We start from the raw sequence: 16,120 nt of genomic DNA on the forward strand, positions 1-16,120 counted from the left end.
TCGAGGCGAGGATGGATGGCGGACTCGAGCGACCCGCGAACCGGTGGGTTGCGACCGGTTCGACGGGCGCTCGCGGGCGGCTCGGGGAGCGTCAACGTGTGGAGGGGTGTGGCTCGAGGGGGTGGGCTCGAAGAAGGGAAGTTGGGTGGGTTGCTCGAGGGGAATGGGCGGCCAGATTCGAACAGCGCAAACCTCAATCCGCTCGGTTTGTTGGCTCGAATCTGCGCGTCGTCATCGACTTTCGCACCCGGGTTTCCTCGCGTCGGATACGCGTTGCTCGGCAGTGTAGACCGCTCGAGGGGCCGGCGCAGATTCGAACCACGGTCGCAGCGAAGCTGCTCCCTGCTTCGAATCTGCTTGGATCCATTTTCCCGCATCACAGACTCGTCGCTTCGCTCCTCGTTGTTGTGATGCGGGAAAAGTGGGCCGGCGCAGATTCGAACCACGGTCGCAGCGAAGCTGCTCCCTGCTTCGAATCTGCTTGGATCCATTTTCCCGCATCACAGACTCGTCGCTTCGCTCCTCGTTGTTGTGATGCGGGAAAAGTGGGCCGGCGCAGATTCGAACTGCGGTTACGGCCACCCGAAGGCCGAAGGATGCCAAGCTACCCCACCGGCCCGCACTCGAGACGTGGGTCGCTGGTCGTTTAACCGTTGCGAATCCCCCCGTCGACCTATCGCGAGGGGGTCGGCGCCTCGAGCAGCGTCGCCACCTGCCGGCGCGTCTCCGCGAGCGTGCCCGAGTTGTCGACGTGGTGGTGGGCCTCCGCGGGGGTCTCGAACTCCGACTGGAGCAGCTTGTACACCTCGAAGTCCGCGTCGCTGGCGTCGCCGTTGCGCGCGGCGATCCGCTCGCGGACGACGTCCTCGCGGCAGGTCACCCAGACGAGGTCGTACCGGGCGCCGGCGTCCTCGGCCAGGCCGCGCGTGCGCTCGCGAAGGGCCGGCCGGCGGAAGGTCCCGTCGAGGACGACCGGCTCGCCGCCGGCGAGGGAGTCCCGCGCACGCGAGAGCGTTTCGTCGTACGTCGCCCGCGTCTCCGCCGCGGTGTACGCCGGGCTGGCGAAGAGGTCCTTGCGCACGACGTCGGTACGAACCAGTTCCCCGGCGAGACGGTCTGTGAGTTCCGCGGCGACCGTCGTTTTCCCGGTTCCGGGCAATCCGCAGACGACGATGAGCCGCTTCCGTTCGGACATGTCGGGTACACCGGACGAACGAAGAGGAGGGTTTAGTTCGTTCCGCTTCGCCGTCGACCCACCGCCAGCCCTCGCCGGCGCTCAGAACCGCTCGTAGCCGTCGGTGTCGAGGTAGTGGTGAGCGATCGTCACCGCGTGGTCGGCGTGGAGCGGATCGGGGCCGAGGCGGACCCGCAATTCGGCGGCCGACTCGAGCAGCGCCGCCTCCTCGGCCGTGAAGTCGCGGTGGTCCGAGAGGACGAACACCGGCTCCGAGAGCGACGCGAGATCGGTGTCGACGACCGCGTCGCCGTCCTCGTGGAGCAGGACGACGGCTCCCGAGACCGCCTCGAGGGTCGCCTCGAACCCCCGCCGGTACACCTCGACGCCGGGGCTGGGCTCGGCCGGCAGCGACCCGATCGCCTCCTCGCGGGCCTCGAGGGCGTTCCTGACGAGGGCGGCCGTCGAGCGCTCGTCGGGGTTGAGCCGCCGGAGTTCGCGCCCGTCGAACGTGATCGCAAACGAGTCCCGGACCACGAGGTGGACCCGGACGTCCTCGCGGATGTCGTGTGAGCGGACGAACGCCGCGGTGATCGACCGACAGAGCGCGTCGAGCCGGCCGGCGCCGCCGGCGAGGTCGTCGAGCGAGAAGTCGGCGTCGACCGGAACGTCGTGGGCGAGGAGAACGAACTGGCGCATACCGGAGCGAGGCGCGGCCGCCTGATAGGGGCCACGGTTCGCGCCGACCTGGCGCTCATCGGGTGGGGTCAGAGTGGAAAGATACGGTCGCCCGCGCGGGGGCGAGCAGGGTGCGACGGTCGGGGCCGAAACCCCCCGTCGCGAACCCCCGTCGAGGCGACCGCCGTGACAGACGAACGAAAGACGGGTGGGGAGTCACGTGCAGTTGGGACAGGCAACGCACACCCGTGGGGCAACGGATGCGCATCTATCGCTTGGCTGGCCACCACTATTACTATCAACACCGTACCCGGATTGTTGCACACTGTCACGGCAACTTCGTGACTGTTGTATCGCCACCCCCGCCGTTAGGCGGGGGATAATCGCCGCGAGACGCGGACTGACGGCGATCGCCCCCAGATCGCCTCGAAGGGGCCCCCGACGGCCACATCGACGGGGAGATAGAAGCGGTAGAACGGCCACAAGCGCCGGCTGAGATCGACGGGCTGCGCCCTATCGGACCCGGTCGACCGCCGCCGTCGCCCGCCGCGGCAGGTCCAGGGCCGCCTCGAGGCCGGGTCTCCCGTCGCAGTACCAGACGACGGCCGCGACGACGAACAGGCCGAGCTGGACCCACTCGGAGGGCCCCATCGAGTAGGTGGTGAGGATCGTCTCGACGATACCGCCGCTCGGCTCGTCTGTCGGCTGGCCCGCGAGCGGCCAGAGGAGGAAGCCGGCGCCCGAGAGCTCGCCGCGAAGCGCCGCCGGCGGCACGTCGGCGAGCAGGTGCGAGAGGTGTCCGATGACGAACGCGGTGGCGACGTCGCGCCGCTCGAGGCGAATCGCGACGGCGTACGCGGCGGGGATCAACAGCGCCGCGAAGAACAGCGAGTGGCCGAGCGTGCGCCCGCCCGGCAGGACGTTCAGCGACCAGGCGAGCGGTTTGTCGACCAGATCCGGAAACTGCGAGCCGACCGCCAGCGCGATCGCGGGGATCGCAAGCGGGGGCCGGCCGAACCGGCGGTGGGTGTACAGCGTGTAGAGCAGGTAGGCGACGGCGAGGTGTCCCCAGGGCCACATCCACTGCGGATTGTGCGGGCGGCTCAATAGGCGCTTCGGCTTCGTCGAGCGCGCCGTTCCCGGCGAGCGCAAGGGATCAGCCGGGCTGACTCTCACAGAAAAGCCGGGCGGCATAGGCAGGGCCAACCGTTTCCCCGACCTCGGTGGAGAGGGGTAGGCATGGCGAAATCACGAGCGGCGGGACAGCGGATGCTGACCCTCCTCGAGGGGCGTCCGTGTGGCTTCTGTGCCGACGGAACGCTCGTACAGAGGCGGTACAAGGGCAATCGGGCGGTCGTCTGCGATCGGTGTGAAACCCCGCAGATTCAGCTCTGGTAGCGAGTCGAAGCGACGGACCGTCCACCGCGCGGTCAGTGCGGTCGCGTTTCGGGGTAGTCGTGGCCGACGACGAGCGCGACGACGTTGACCGCGAGCAGTCCGAGAAACAGCGACAGCCGCGTGAGCGTGTCGACGCCGGTGACGAACACCGGCAGGTAGACGAACGGCAGGAGCGCGCCGAGCCAGAACCCGATCGTCGTGACGGTGCTTCCGAGACTCATGTCGTTAGCGCATGGCCCCGAGGTCGACGAACGACCCCTCGTGGGCGGTGATCCAGTGGGTCATCAGTTCCTCCTCGGTCGCCTCGCGCGGGAAGACCGCACACTCGTTGGGCGCGTCGTCGTTCTCGACGGTGATGTGATCGAGTTCGAACGTCGGCTGTTCGGTGTCGGTGCGATCGGTCGTGGAGTCGACGGAGTAGCTCATGGGTGGACGGGTTGTCGTCGTCACTCTGTACAGGATACCAGACTATTGTTATCGGCAGACTAATCAGCCAAAACGAACCGGTAGGGTACGTTCCCGGACGGATTCACACCGTTCATGCAGCTGAAAAAGAACTCAACAGAGCACAACCTGTATGCGGCGGCTACGCGAGCCACGACCCCTCCGCACGTGCGGAAACCGGTGCCTACCGGCGTCTCGGCGGGCGGAAGGGGCCGAATAACTGGCGCCGATTCCGGCCAACTCGCGGCGATCGAACTCGAGCGAGCGGAGACGGTCACGGCTAACCGTTTCTGACGGTGTGGTAACCCCACCGGGGGAGCGACGGAAGGGAAAACGTGTTACCGACGGCACACCGAGAGACCGCCATGACGATCACGGAAGACGCTCGGGCGCTGCTGGCGACGGGGCCCGTCTGTGACTCCTGTCTCGGCCGGCCGTTCGCCGAGCGGAGTTTCGGGCTCACGAACGCCGAACGGGGGCGGGCGCTGCGGACGACGATCGCACTCGCCGACGACGACCCCTACGACGCCGACGAGCCGACCGACTGCTGGGTCTGTGACGGCTACGCCGGCAGCGTCGACGCGCTCGCGGCGACCATCGTCGACGCGCTCGAGGGGATCGACTTCGACACCTACCAGGTCGGCACCCGCGTTCCGCCGCTGGTCGAAGAGAACGACCGTCTGCTCCGCGAGGACGCCGGCTTCGAGCCCGACGTCGGCGAGTCGTTCAAGCGCGAGGTAAACCGCGAAGTCGGCCGCCGCGTCGGCGCCCGCACCGGTGCGGAGGTCTCCTTCGACCGGCCCGACGTGCTCGCGGTGATCGACCTCGAGGCGTTCGACCCCCTCGAGATCGACGGGAGCGTGACGAGCCACGCCGTCGACGTCCAGGTGAACCCGGCGTTCGTCTACGGACGATACCGCAAACTCGAGCGCGATATCCCCCAGACAGAGTGGCCCTGCCGGGAGTGTGGCGGCAGCGGGATTCAGCTCGGCGACGGGGGGGAAGAGCCCTGCGAGCACTGCGGCGGCTCGGGCTACATGTACGAGACGAGCGTCGAACAGGTCGTCCGTCCCCACGTCGTCGACGCCATGGACGGCGAGGAGGGAACCTTCCACGGCGCCGGCCGCGAGGACGTCGACGCTCGGATGCTCGAGGCGGGACGCCCGTTCGTCCTCGAGGTGAAACGACCCCGCAGCCGGAGCCCGGACGTCGAGGCACTCGAAGCGGAGATCAACGAGGCCGCCGACGGGGCGGTCGAGGTCGAGGGGCTCCGGCTGGCGACCTACGAGATGGTCGAGCGCGTCAAGGAACACGACGCGAGCAAGCGCTACCGTGCGGACGTGGCGTTCGAGGAGCCGGTCGAGGCGTCGGCGTTCGAGGCCGCCATCGCGGAACTCGACGGCGCGACTCTCGAACAGTACACCCCCCAGCGGGTCGACCACCGCCGGGCGGCACTCACGCGCACGCGAACGGTGTACGAGATCGACGGCGACCTGCTCGAGCCCACCCGCGCGGAGGTCCGCCTCCACGGCGAAGGGGGGCTGTACGTCAAGGAGCTGATCAGCGGCGACGACGGCCGCACCGAGCCGAGCCTCGCCGGCTTACTCGAGACCGGCGCCGCGGTGACGGCGCTGGACGTCACCGGCGTCGAGGGCGAGGACGAACCGTTCGAGCGCGAGGAGTTCTTCCGCGCCTGAGGCGACACCGCACTCGCTTCCACCAGGGTCCCGCGAGAGACAACAGCTATAGCGCTCGCGAAACCAGTCGGTCGCATGCCCACAGTCGGTGTCGACGAGGCGGGGAAGGGGCCCGTCTTCGGCTCGATGTTCGCCGCGGCGGTCTGCGTCGACGACCTCCGGGTGCTCCCCGAGGGCGTCGCCGACTCGAAGCGGCTCACGGCCGCCCGCCGCGAGGAGCTCGCGGCGGCCATGCGCGGGGACGAGCGGATCCGGATCGGCGTCGCGGAGATCACCCCCGCCCGAATCGACGACCCCGACACCGACATGAACGGGCTCGCGGTCGCCGCCCACGCGAGCGCGATCGACGCGGCGGCGGGCGACCTCGAGACCGACTCCCTCGAGGGGCTCTGTGACGCCTGCGACACCGACGCCGGGCGGTTCGCCCGTCGGGTCGCCGACGCCTGCATTCTCGAGGCCACGATCGAAGCGGAACACGGCGCCGACGACGACTCCTCACTCGTCGGTGCGGCGAGCGTCGTCGCGAAGGTCGAACGGGACGCCCACGTCGACGCGCTGGCCGCCGAGTACGGCGAGATCGGCAGCGGCTACCCGAGCGATCCCGCGACCAGGGAGTTCCTCGAGACCTACGTCACGGAGCGCGGCGAGCTCCCGCCGTTCGCCCGCCGGTCGTGGTCGACCTGCGCGGACGTCCTGGCGGCGGCCGAGCAGACGAGCCTCGAGGGGTTCTGAGCGTCGCTCGCAGCGACCAGTTTGACGTCGTCCCGCGAGAATGGGAAACCAGACAGCATGCTCGAGATCCTCTCCCTGCTCGCGCTCGCCGTCGCCGGAACGGCCGTCGTCTGGAAGGGCAGCGGCTGGCTCGAGTCGGCCGCCAACCGGATCGCGGCCGGCTACGGCGTCCCGACGATCGTCCAGGGGGCCGTGATCGCCGCGGTCGGCTCGAGCATGCCCGAACTGGTGAGCGTGCTGCTCGCGACGCTGGTCCACGGCGAGTTCGAACTCGGGATCGGCGCGATCGTCGGCTCGGCGGTGTTCAACCTGCTCGTGATCCCCGGCGTCGCGGTGCTCGCAAGCGGCGACGCCGGAGAGGGAGCGCCGACGACCCGCGACCTGGTGTACAAGGAGGCGCTGTTCTACATGCTCGCGGTCGCCGCGCTCCTGCTCACCTTCTCGCTGGCCGTGATCTACTACCCCACCGGCGAGGGGTTCGACGGCACCGTCACGCGCACGCTGGCGCTGTTTCCGCTCGCGCTGTACGGCCTCTACGTCTTCACGCAGTACCTCGAGACGAGCGAGTACGACGCACCCGACGTCGAGGTGAACACCCTGCGCGCGTGGGCGTGGTTCGGGGCCGGCCTCGTCGTCATCGTCGTCGGCGTCGAGGCGCTCGTGCGCGCGGCGATCGGTCTCGGTGACGCCTTCGGCACGCCCGCGTTCCTCTGGGGGATGATCGTGGTGGCGGCAGGCTCGAGCGTTCCCGACGCGTTCGTCAGCGTCTCCGCAGCCCGCGCGGGCCGGCCGACGGTGAGCCTCGCGAACGTCCTCGGGAGCAACGTCTTCGACCTGCTGGTGGCGGTCCCCGCGGGCGTGCTCGTCGCCGGCGCGCTGACGGTCTCCTTCGCCAGCGTCGTCCCGATGATGGCGTTTCTGATCCTCGCCACCGTCGTCTTCTTCGCCATCTCGCGGACCGGAATGGAGCTCACCGAGCGGGAGGCCTGGCTACTGCTCGCGATGTACGGGCTGTTCGTCGCCTGGCTGCTCGCTGAAAGCGTGGGTGCGGTGAACGTGATACCGGCGTGAGCCCCGTCGCGGAGCCGGCGGGTTGCAGGTGCAGGGGCGCCGTTGAATCGCGTCAGTCGCCTCTACTCGAGAGAACCGATGCCGACCTGTGGCAACTGCGAGCGCCCCGTCTCGCTGGACTTCGCTCGAGCCCGCGGTGTCGAGGACGGAGCCGTCGAATCGTGTCCGCGCTGTCGGGAGTGATACGCTCTGCGGTACCGATTTCTCGGTGCGACCGGTGACGGACGCGGTTGCGCCGGAACTGACGGACAGCGGTTCGTACGAGCGGATCTACTTGTCGGTCATCAGCAGCCGCAGGATGTCGCCGTAAGCGGGCCGGGTGATGAGCACGCCCACGAGCACCCCGAGGATGGTGATGATGGCAAAGCCGCGGAGGTCGCCGAGGCTCAACACCGCGAGCGGCGACATCGCGAGAATCGTCGTCGCCGCCGCGGCGCCGATGACCCAGAACGCCTTCCGGAAGCGGGACTCGAACACCCGCTGGGAGTTGACGTCGCCCTCGGACATCACCTCGTCGGCGATGATGATGAGGTCGTCCACCCCCGTCCCGACGACGGCGATGAACCCGGCGACGTGGGAGAGATCCAGCGGCATGCGTATCAGCGCCGCGAAACCGAGCAGGATCACCACCTCCGCGAGCGCCGTCACGACCATCGGCGCGGCGACGCGAACGTCGGTGTAGCGCAGGTAGACCATGCCGCTGACGGTGAGCACCGAGAGCACGCCGATGAACAGCGAGTAGGTCTTGAACTGGTCGGCGAGCGCCGGCTGGAGCGAGAACGTCTGGTCGCGGTCGAAGTCCAGCGGCGCGCGCAGGCTCCCCGCCTGGAGGTTGATCGACAGCGACTGCGCTTCCTGCTGGGAGGGTGCGCCCATGATGAACGTCGGGTCGTCCGCCCACTGGCCGCTCCCCATCGTCTGGGCGAGGTCTGCGCCCATCGAGTGGGCGTCGACGACTTCGCCGTCGACCACGGTGAGCAGACAGTAGTTCTGCCCCTCCATCTCCGGGTTCTCGTAGTCACACTGTCCCGGGTTGTCGACGAACCCGAGGTCGATCATTCGCTGCTGATACTCCGGCGCCGAGTTCGAGGCGATCGACACCGGAACGTGGTGGCCGGTCCGCTCGTTGTACGTCGCCGCGTCGATCGTGTCGAAGTCGTCCTCCTCGAGCACCGTCTCGTTCGCCTGGCCGCCCTCGCCGTCGGGGTGGTGGGCGACGACCTCGACGATCCCCCGCTCCGAGAGCAGGCTGCGGAGCTCGCTCGGCGTCCGATCTGGCACCTCGACGACGATGAAGTACTCGCCGCCGACCGTCGAGGACTGGGAGACGCTGCCGCCCGAGAGGCCGGCCTCGTTGATCTTCATCTCGATGGTCTGGATGATCTCGTCGCGCGTGTCCTGGGTGACGCCGCTTCTGACGTCGCCCTCGTCGGCGTCGACGCCGGCTTCTTGCAGGGCGGCGGCGAACTCCTCCTCGGTGACGTCGTCGTCGAACACCTCGGCCGTGGAGAGCCCGCTCTCCCCGTCGAAGCGGACGAGCGCGTCCCCGGTCTCCAGCTCGAGTTCCTCGTACAGCGTCTGTTCGACCTCGGCTTCGCGTTCGGGGTCGATCTCGAGGTTCTCGGCGGTCATTCCGACGACCGGGGCGCTGATCCGGGTCCCCCCGTCGAGCCCGAGGCCGTACTGGAGGTTCGTCAGCGATTCGTCGACGGTTTCGTTCTCCGCGTCGTCGGCCTGCCCGGCGAGGCTGTCGTCGGCGATGATACCGCCGGGAACGAACAGCGCGGCGACGGCGGCGGTCACGAAGACGACGAGCAGGATGACCCGCCAGTACTCCGAGAGGAAGGCTTTCACACTCATCGGTTGATCCCCTCGAACTTGTACCAGCGAAGCAGGCTCAGGTTCAACATGTAGGTGTTCATCAGGTCGGCGGCGAGGCCCACGAAGAGGATGAGGCCGATCGACGTGAGCAGTTCGATGCCGAAGATCCACGCCGAGATCGCCATCACGAGCATCGCGGTCATCGACGTCACCGTCATGGTGACGCCGGTCTGCATCGCGCGGTAGGTGCTCTCGTAGAAGTCGCCCCCGCGGCGCAAGATGTGATTGTTCAACAGGATGTCCGAGTCCACAGAGTACCCGATCAGCATCAACAGCGCGGCGACGGTCCCGAGCGAGAGCGGAATCCCCACGACGTTCATAAAGGCGAGCGGAATCATGATGTCCGAAAACGCCGAGGCAACGATCGCAATCGAGGGAACGAACGTCCGGAACAGCAAGAACGCGAGCGCACTCATCCCGACGAAGGCGGCGGCGATCCCGAGCAGGGCGGTCTGTTGAGTCTGCGAGCCGAAGCTCGCCGACGTCGAGGACACCGACTGGATGACCTCGTCGTTGTCGTCGGTCGGCTCCAGGTTCGCCTCGGCCTGTTCGCTCAGTCCCTCCTGGTCGGTCGAGGTGAACTGGATGATGTACTGATTCTCCTGTGCCTGGACCGACTGGACGGACTCCGGGTCCTCCTCGAAGGCGGCCGGAATGTCCTGTCTGTCCGAGGCCGTTTCGACGGTCAGTTCCGTCCCGCCGGCGAAGTCGATTCCCAGCTGGACCGGCGTTCCGAACGCCACGAACCAGCCACCGAGTATGAGAAGGGCGACTGCGAGAACCGCGAGCGGAACCGCCGCGAGCTGGCGGTTAGTGTACCGGGTGTAGTCGATCTCCGGTACGTCGAAATACCCCATATACCGCAACCGTCGTATGCAGGGAAAGTAAGCCTTCTCAATTCCTGAACGCCCGGCACACTCGAGAAAAATGGGACGTCGACCTCGAGACCGGCGCGCTGGGACCCGCAACCGAGCGCGCGTTCGATCCCGTGGGGACCACCCGCGAGCGCGTCACGACTATACGCCTCGAGGCCCTGTCTCCGGTATGGCACTCGAATCACCGCGCGAGGAGGGCGTCGCGACGCGGGTCGTCGTCTCCTACCCCGAGGACCTCTCGAAGTGGGGGCGGTTCCAGGTCGAGAAACCCTCGTTCCGGGCGTTTCTGCGCAAGACTCGAGGGCGCGTCCGCGAGGGCGAGGAGTGGGAGGAGTTCGTCGGCGTCGGCTGCTGCGGGAACACCCTGGACGTCCCCCTGCGAATCGAGCGCGTCGAGGGCGGCGACCGGATCGGCGAGGGGACCGAACTCGAGTACGAGGTCCGGGAGGCCTGTGGCGTCCAGGGAAGCTGGCGCGTCCAGAGCAAGGGCGGGCCGAGCCACGGCTGAGTTCCGAGCGACGGTTTCTTTCGGTCTGTCTTCCGTGGGTGATTACGATCGCTACAGAGGATGGAGACAGCAAATCGGCATCGTTTTTCCAAGCGGTTTGTTCTGAATTGTCCCGTGAGTAGAACTACGGACCCAATTATACGCTCTTACCTGTTTTTCCAGTCGCCAGGTTCTTCACCGTAGATTTCGCCCTTGGCCTGGCGCTTTTTCGGCCATTGAGCGAGGGTGAAAATACCGATGTAAAAGAGTCCAAGGAAACCGGCGATCACATGACCTGGCACCCCGTATATTTCGGCTGCTTCCGTCCATTGAGTCTCCGGAGTGAACAGCGTCACTTTAGCTACCCATCCGACACCGACCACGGTGAACAACAGCACATAAATCCGCCGCAATCGCCGGGATAATGCTTCGAGAGCGGTGACTTTGAAAGTCGGATACCGCAGATCATCACTTAACTCCTCACGCCAGCGCGGGTGTTCAACTCCGAGTGGAACCAGTGCATTCGCAAACACATTTTCCTGGAAGAATCGCACCCGTGCCCGATACATGTCGTAAAATCGGTAGCGTCGAACTTCGTATGAGAGGAAAATGGACAGAGCGACCAAAGCCACTAAGAGGAGATAGGCGGGCATATCCGGGCTCGAAAATACGACGGACAGCAGGGCAACCAGCACAGTGATCGCCCAGTTCGTGGTTTGATCGATGCGATCTTGCGCGCTGCTCACCTGTGTGACTTCGCCGCGATAATAATGCGGCAGGGAGGTGAGGAGTGCCTCTGGATCGTCGGCGACTTCTGCGCCAATCTCTTGATCTTCACGATCAAGTGGGCTGTCGGTATGATCCTCGTCGATCGTCATATAAATTGTTCGGTAACGTGCCCTATAGTACCGCAGCAAGCACAGCGTGGTGCAGCGACGGGGCCAGCACTGTACACGATCGTCTCTGCCCCGAATTTCGACGCCTCTCGGTTCGTGCTACGTTCGCACTCTCTACTGATCGATCACCGTCTTCGTAAATTACACCCAATCTCGTGTCACGTTCGCGCCATGAGTTCAGCACAGGTTGTTCGAACGACTCTGATTCTGTCAGGAGTGGCCTGACCGACGCAGAGTAGTGCAGCACAACAGCTTCGTTGTTTCATGCCGAAATCAGTGACCAATCCGCTCACTACACAGCCGGCTGTTGCAGATCACTCGACGCAGAGTCAGACGGATCACAGCGGAAATCGTGTGCTGTACTGCGTTGATGGACGCCTTCCTCGAGTCGGCGACGCCTCAGTCCGGCAGATACCGCACGCTCAACACGCCGTCGTCGGACCGCCGGACCTCGACGCGGACCGCCTCGAGGCGGGCCGCCCGTGCGACCGTCTCGGCGTCCTCGAGGACGTCCCGCGCCGCCGCCTCGACCTCGTCTTCGGGCACCCGGAGGACGTGGATCTCGCCGGTGCCGGCGCGTTCGCTGCGGGTGAGTTCGCCCACGGCGCTCTCTGCGGCGAGTTCCTTCGAGTGTGTCGTCGGCTCGAGGTCGCTGTCGACCAGTTCGATCCGCCGCCGGGAGTCGACCTCGACGACCTGCCAGGCGACCTCGAGGGGCGGGTCGGGCGCGATGGTGGCCTCGAGGACGTCGTTGACCTCGAGACCGGGGTTCGAGGAGAGGGTGTGAACCTGGGCGGTGTCGACGTCGCGGACCACCGCGGACTCGGCTTCGGCGTGGGTGACGACGAACGTGCTCGTTGTCTCGCTCATACCCGGTCGAACGGGCGGAGCGACTTTCGGCGTTTCGACTCGCGGGTTCCGAGCGGCCGCGGTCGGCTCACCGCGAGAGTCTGTGGACCTGGTAGATCAACAGCGCGGCCGCGAGCATGATCCCGACGCCGGCGGCCCACGGCAGCCCGTACAGGAACTCGACGAGCGGGGCCGACGCCCCGTCGACGTCGCTCTGGAACTCCGGCGGCACCGTCGTGATGAAGCCGACGTACAGCGCGAGGATGAACAGGAAGCCCGCGCCGGCGAGGCGGCGGTCGTAGCGGGCGTCGTCGCCGATCCCCCGGCGGTGGCGCCTGGCGACGAACAGGATCGGCGCGAGCACCGGCAGGATCACGAGCACGCCCAGCAGGGCGACGAAGCTGCGAGAGAGCGACAGCGTCGCCGACGTCTCGGCGGTGACGCCGATGATGCGAACGAACGCGAGCGTGAAGAAGATCGCAATGAGCGCCGCGACGAACCCGCCGAGGACGACGTAGGACTTGAACAGCAGGGAGTCGCTGCGCCGGAACGCGAACGGAAACGCGCCCGGAAGCCCCCGGTAGCCGTCGGCGGTCGACCGCTCGGTCATCGGCCGGAGGTTGGACCCCGGCGCGAATAAGCGATGCGATACGGCCCCCGATGGGGTGTCGGATCGAGGACGGAGCCGGCGGCGTGACGGAACGCCTTTAGGCCCGGCGGGCGCGCTCTCGCGCATGGACGTCGACATCGGCAACGCGCTCGCGTCGGTCGCCTCGCCGGGCGTCTCGAGGGAGGCCCTCGAGCGGCTGGACGAGCGGGTCGCGACCGCCCACGAGCGGATCGACGCGGGACGCGCGGACGACGAGCACGGCTACGCCGCCCTGAACCTCCCCGAGCGAACCGACCCCGAGGAGATCCGGCGGGCGACCGAGCCGGTCGCCGACGCCGAGGCGCTGATCACCGTCGGCATCGGCGGCAGCGCGCTGGGCGCGGCGACGATCACGGACGCGCTGGGGAGCGACACCGAGACGCTGTACCTCGACAACGTCGACCCCGCCTGGGTGTCCGCCCGACTCGAGTCGCTGTCGCTCGAGGAGGCGGCGATCAACGTCGTCTCCCGTTCGGGCACCACGGCGGAGACGCTCGCGAACTTCCTCGTGGTCCGGGAGGCCTTCGAGGACCGGGGGGTGGACTGGACGGAACGAACCGTCGTCACGACCGGCGATTCCGGGCCGCTGCGGGCGCTCGCGGACCGCCACGATCTTCCCTCCGTTCGGGTTCCCGACGGCGTGCCGGGCCGCTTCTCGGCGCTCTCTGCGGTGGGACTGGTCGCCGCGTCCGTCTGCGGCCACGACGTGGAGGCGCTGCTCTCCGGCGCCGCGGCCGAAGCCGACACCCTCGCGGGCTCGCTGTTCGAGTGTCCGGCCTACGCCTACGGCGCGACCGCCTACGCCCTCTCCGCACGCGGGGCCGACGTCAACGCGATGATGCCCTACGCGGAGTCCCTCGAGACCTACGCCGAGTGGTTCGCCCAGCTGTGGGCCGAGAGCCTGGGCAAGGACGGCCTCGGCCAGACGCCGGTGCGGGCGCTCGGCGCGACCGACCAGCACTCCCAGCTCCAGCTCTACCGGGCCGGCCCGCGGAACACGCTCGTCACGTTCGTCACCCCCCGCGAGCGGCCCGACCGCGAGATTCCCGACACCGACGTCGAGGAGCTCGCCTACCTCGGCGGCGCGAGCCTCGGGGAACTCCTCGAGGCCGAGTTCGAGGCGACCGAGGCGAGCCTGGCCGCCGCCGGCCGGCCGAACGTCCGGATCGAGCTCGAAACCGTCGACGAGTACGAACTCGGCGGGCTGCTGTACGGGATGGAGGCCGCCTGCGTCCTCGCGGGCGAGCTGTACGGCGTGAACGCGTTCAACCAGCCCGCAGTCGAGTGGGCGAAAAAGGCCACGCGCGGGCTGCTCGGCGGCGGCTCGTTCGAGGAGGCCGACGCGGTCGCCGAGAAGACCGCGCTGCGGGTCGAGCGGTAGTCCCGGAGCGGTGTACCTATGAACGCTGACGCGAACGAGTGGGTATAGATGAGCGAGACTGCAGGGGCCGACGAGAGCCCGCTCGCCCTCGAGACCGTGCCCGCCCTCGGGACCGTTCTCGCCACCGTGGCGATGGTCGGCGTACTCGTCCCGATTCGGCGGGGCGCCGACGAGCCGGCGGTGTGGGCGGCGGCCGCGCTCGCGCTGGTCGCCGTCGGCGCGTTCGTCGTCCGGCGCCACGGCGGCCTCGAGCGCCGACGGGGTGCACTGATCGCAGCGGGCGCGAGCATCGGCGTCGTCGTGCTGTCGGGGTACGCGATCAATCAGGGCGTGTCGGGAACGGTCGCGCTGTCGACGGTGCCGGACGTCTCCCTCGTGTTCCTCGCCTTTCTCGCCGCGGGGGCGACCGCCAGCGTCGCCGTCGCCGACTACGGCGGCGTCACCGGCCGAGGGCTGCTCGAGCGCGGAAAGCTGACCCTGACGCTGGCGATCCTCGGCGCGGTGGGGCTGCTCGCGGCACAGATCGCGGCGGTGATGATCCTGGTGCCGGTCCAGCTCGGCGTCGGCGAGCCGAGCCAGTCGCAGCTGATCGTCGTCATGCAGTTCGGCGTGGTGATCGGGACCGCCGTCGTCGCGATCGGCTACCTCTCGCTGAACGACTACGGCCTCTCGTATCTCGACCTGCGCTGGCCCACCGTCTCGGACGCGCTCTGGACCGTCGGCGGGATCGTCGTCCTCTTCGGCGCCCTGATCGGGCTCTCGCTGCTCATGGAGTCGGCCGGCGTCGAGAGCTCGAGCCACGGCACGACCGAGATCGCCGCGGAGAACCCCGAGATACTGCTGGTGCTCATTCCGGCGTCGATCCTGGTGATCGGCCCGTTCGAGGAGCTGCTGTACCGCAACATCATCCAGAAGTCGCTCTACCGGCGGTTTTCGCGCTACGGCGCCGTGGTCGTCGGCAGCGTCATCTTCGCGGCCGTCCACCTCCCCGCCTACGACACGGGCGGCGGCGGCGAGATCATGGCGAGCCTCGCGATCGTGTTCGGGCTCTCGATCGTGCTCGGAATCATCTACGAGCGAACCGAGAACCTGCTCGTGCCGTCGGTCGTCCACGGCCTGTTCAACGCGATCCAGTTCGCGTCGCTGTACGTCTATCTCACCTGAGTCGGAACTGACTGCCGTCCGTCGACCGTCAGGACGGGTTCTTCCGCGTCATCCCGGAGCCACAGATCGGACAGCGTTCTTTCTCGTCGTCGAACTCCCGGCCACAGCCCTGACACTGGAAGATCCACTCGCGCTGTTCGTCGATCCCCTCGCGGGCGATCGCCTCGACGTCGACCTGGAGGCGCTCGGCGACGTTCTGCATCGCGTAGTCGTCGGTGACGAGGGTGGCGTCGAGTTCGAACGCCGCCGCGACGAGGCGAACGTCGGTGTCCGAAAGCACCTCGAGGTCGCCGGACTCTCTCGCCGCGCGGCGGACCTTCTCGGTCGTGTCGCCGTTGGGGATGTGAACGTGCATCCCCGAGCCCTCCATCGCGTCGTAGCGGTAGGCGCTCTCGTCGACGAGCTCCTCGCGGACGAGCGGGATCGTCGCCGTCTGTTCGGTCGTGTGAAAGTCGTGAATAAAAGCGGACGAATCGAGAACGTACATACCGTTAGCGTTCGACGACGATGTAGTCTTTCACCGCCAGCACGCGGCTGACGGGAACGAGGACGCGGTTTTCTTCGTCGGTCGGGAAGTCGAGCGAGCGCGAGGAGGCCTCCTCGTTCGGTTCGACGACGAGGTCGTGAATCTTGCCCGACTTGATGTCCATCGTGATGTTGTAGAGCATTCCCAGCTCCACACCGTCGGCACCCATGACGGATTTCCCCGAGAGGTTTTCAGCGAGTATATCGCTCATACCCCCC

At 67.5% G+C, this 16,120-nt stretch carries 20 protein-coding genes and 1 tRNA gene; 8 read left to right on the forward strand and 13 right to left on the reverse strand.

Annotation, left to right across the window (positions count from 1 at the left end):
* Positions 1–546: 546 nt before the first annotated feature.
* The 4 genes from NMQ11_RS05980 to NMQ11_RS05995 form a co-directional block, all read right to left on the reverse strand.
* Positions 547–619, reverse strand: a tRNA-Pro gene (locus NMQ11_RS05980).
* Between the two features lie 54 nt (positions 620–673).
* Positions 674–1,195, reverse strand: a complete 522-nt coding sequence (locus NMQ11_RS05985; protein WP_255170499.1) for a P-loop nucleotide/nucleoside kinase family protein — start codon at positions 1,193–1,195, stop codon at positions 674–676.
* Between the two features lie 81 nt (positions 1,196–1,276).
* Positions 1,277–1,873, reverse strand: coding sequence for a tRNA (pseudouridine(54)-N(1))-methyltransferase TrmY (trmY, locus tag NMQ11_RS05990; RefSeq protein ID WP_255170500.1), 597 nt, complete (start codon positions 1,871–1,873; stop codon positions 1,277–1,279).
* A 492-nt stretch (positions 1,874–2,365) separates the two neighbouring features.
* On the reverse strand, positions 2,366–2,932 hold the full coding sequence (locus tag NMQ11_RS05995; protein WP_255170501.1) for a metal-dependent hydrolase: 567 nt from the start codon (positions 2,930–2,932) through the stop codon (positions 2,366–2,368).
* 159 nt (positions 2,933–3,091) lie between these two features.
* Between NMQ11_RS05995 and NMQ11_RS06000 the strand changes: the two genes are divergently transcribed.
* Positions 3,092–3,250: an HVO_A0556 family zinc finger protein gene (locus NMQ11_RS06000; RefSeq protein ID WP_255170502.1), complete on the forward strand. Its 159-nt coding sequence runs from the start codon at positions 3,092–3,094 to the stop codon at positions 3,248–3,250.
* Positions 3,251–3,282: 32 nt separating this feature from the next.
* On the opposite strand, the gene NMQ11_RS06005 is transcribed toward NMQ11_RS06000, so the two are convergent.
* Together NMQ11_RS06005 and NMQ11_RS06010 are read right to left on the reverse strand one after the other, a co-directional pair.
* Positions 3,283–3,471, reverse strand: a complete 189-nt coding sequence (locus NMQ11_RS06005) for a DUF8028 family protein (protein WP_255170503.1) — start codon at positions 3,469–3,471, stop codon at positions 3,283–3,285.
* Between the two features lie 4 nt (positions 3,472–3,475).
* A complete protein-coding gene (locus NMQ11_RS06010; RefSeq protein ID WP_255170504.1) occupies positions 3,476–3,676 on the reverse strand; it encodes a DUF7511 domain-containing protein in 201 nt (66 codons plus the stop codon).
* Positions 3,677–4,059: 383 nt separating this feature from the next.
* Between NMQ11_RS06010 and NMQ11_RS06015 the strand changes: the two genes are divergently transcribed.
* The 4 genes from NMQ11_RS06015 (at position 4,060) to NMQ11_RS20170 (ending at position 7,377) form a co-directional block, all read left to right on the forward strand.
* On the forward strand, positions 4,060–5,391 hold the full coding sequence (locus tag NMQ11_RS06015) for a tRNA pseudouridine(54/55) synthase Pus10 (RefSeq protein WP_255170505.1): 1,332 nt from the start codon (positions 4,060–4,062) through the stop codon (positions 5,389–5,391).
* Positions 5,392–5,466: 75 nt separating this feature from the next.
* Positions 5,467–6,123 carry a ribonuclease HII gene (rnhB, locus tag NMQ11_RS06020; protein ID WP_255170506.1) on the forward strand — a complete coding sequence of 219 codons (657 nt, stop codon included), beginning with the start codon at positions 5,467–5,469 and terminating at the stop codon, positions 6,121–6,123.
* Between the two features lie 57 nt (positions 6,124–6,180).
* Positions 6,181–7,194, forward strand: coding sequence for a sodium:calcium antiporter (locus tag NMQ11_RS06025; RefSeq protein ID WP_255170507.1), 1,014 nt, complete (start codon positions 6,181–6,183; stop codon positions 7,192–7,194).
* Between the two features lie 78 nt (positions 7,195–7,272).
* A complete protein-coding gene (locus NMQ11_RS20170; protein ID WP_425607707.1) occupies positions 7,273–7,377 on the forward strand; it encodes a DUF7563 family protein in 105 nt (34 codons plus the stop codon).
* Positions 7,378–7,464: 87 nt separating this feature from the next.
* Here the strand turns inward: NMQ11_RS20170 and NMQ11_RS06030 are convergent, their stop codons facing one another.
* On the reverse strand, positions 7,465–9,054 hold the full coding sequence (locus tag NMQ11_RS06030) for a preprotein translocase subunit SecD (RefSeq protein ID WP_255170508.1): 1,590 nt from the start codon (positions 9,052–9,054) through the stop codon (positions 7,465–7,467).
* Positions 9,051–9,932, reverse strand: coding sequence for a protein translocase subunit SecF (gene secF / locus NMQ11_RS06035; protein ID WP_255170509.1), 882 nt, complete (start codon positions 9,930–9,932; stop codon positions 9,051–9,053). The genes NMQ11_RS06030 and secF overlap by 4 nt, the downstream gene beginning before the upstream one ends.
* Before the next feature lie 187 nt (positions 9,933–10,119).
* On the opposite strand from secF, the gene NMQ11_RS06040 reads away from it, so the two are divergent.
* On the forward strand, positions 10,120–10,458 hold the full coding sequence (locus NMQ11_RS06040; RefSeq protein WP_255170510.1) for a DUF7968 family protein: 339 nt from the start codon (positions 10,120–10,122) through the stop codon (positions 10,456–10,458).
* 146 nt (positions 10,459–10,604) lie between these two features.
* Here NMQ11_RS06040 and NMQ11_RS06045 read toward each other — a convergent pair whose 3' ends face one another.
* The 3 genes from NMQ11_RS06045 to NMQ11_RS06055 all read right to left on the reverse strand — a co-directional run bounded on the left by NMQ11_RS06045 (position 10,605) and on the right by NMQ11_RS06055 (position 12,792).
* Positions 10,605–11,315 carry a DUF2270 domain-containing protein gene (locus NMQ11_RS06045; RefSeq protein ID WP_255170511.1) on the reverse strand — a complete coding sequence of 237 codons (711 nt, stop codon included), beginning with the start codon at positions 11,313–11,315 and terminating at the stop codon, positions 10,605–10,607.
* A 417-nt stretch (positions 11,316–11,732) separates the two neighbouring features.
* A complete protein-coding gene (locus NMQ11_RS06050; protein ID WP_255170512.1) occupies positions 11,733–12,203 on the reverse strand; it encodes a DUF5812 family protein in 471 nt (156 codons plus the stop codon).
* 67 nt (positions 12,204–12,270) lie between these two features.
* Positions 12,271–12,792, reverse strand: a complete 522-nt coding sequence (locus NMQ11_RS06055) for a DUF8056 family protein (protein ID WP_255170513.1) — start codon at positions 12,790–12,792, stop codon at positions 12,271–12,273.
* A gap of 124 nt (positions 12,793–12,916) precedes the next feature.
* Here NMQ11_RS06055 and NMQ11_RS06060 point away from each other — a divergent pair, with 124 nt between their 5' ends.
* Both NMQ11_RS06060 and NMQ11_RS06065 read left to right on the forward strand, forming a co-directional pair.
* Entirely contained in the window at positions 12,917–14,212 is a 1,296-nt protein-coding gene (locus tag NMQ11_RS06060; RefSeq protein WP_255170514.1) for a glucose-6-phosphate isomerase, read from the forward strand.
* Positions 14,213–14,260: 48 nt separating this feature from the next.
* On the forward strand, positions 14,261–15,376 hold the full coding sequence (locus NMQ11_RS06065; RefSeq protein ID WP_255170515.1) for a CPBP family intramembrane glutamic endopeptidase: 1,116 nt from the start codon (positions 14,261–14,263) through the stop codon (positions 15,374–15,376).
* 28 nt (positions 15,377–15,404) lie between these two features.
* Here NMQ11_RS06065 and NMQ11_RS06070 read toward each other — a convergent pair whose 3' ends face one another.
* Entirely contained in the window at positions 15,405–15,863 is a 459-nt protein-coding gene (locus tag NMQ11_RS06070) for an NOB1 family endonuclease (RefSeq protein ID WP_255170516.1), read from the reverse strand.
* A gap of 4 nt (positions 15,864–15,867) precedes the next feature.
* Positions 15,868–16,113: a PRC-barrel domain-containing protein gene (locus NMQ11_RS06075; protein ID WP_255170517.1), complete on the reverse strand. Its 246-nt coding sequence runs from the start codon at positions 16,111–16,113 to the stop codon at positions 15,868–15,870.
* Positions 16,114–16,120 lie beyond the last annotated feature (7 nt).

Source organism: Natrononativus amylolyticus (assembly GCF_024362525.1).
GTDB lineage: Archaea > Halobacteriota > Halobacteria > Halobacteriales > Natrialbaceae > Natrononativus > Natrononativus amylolyticus.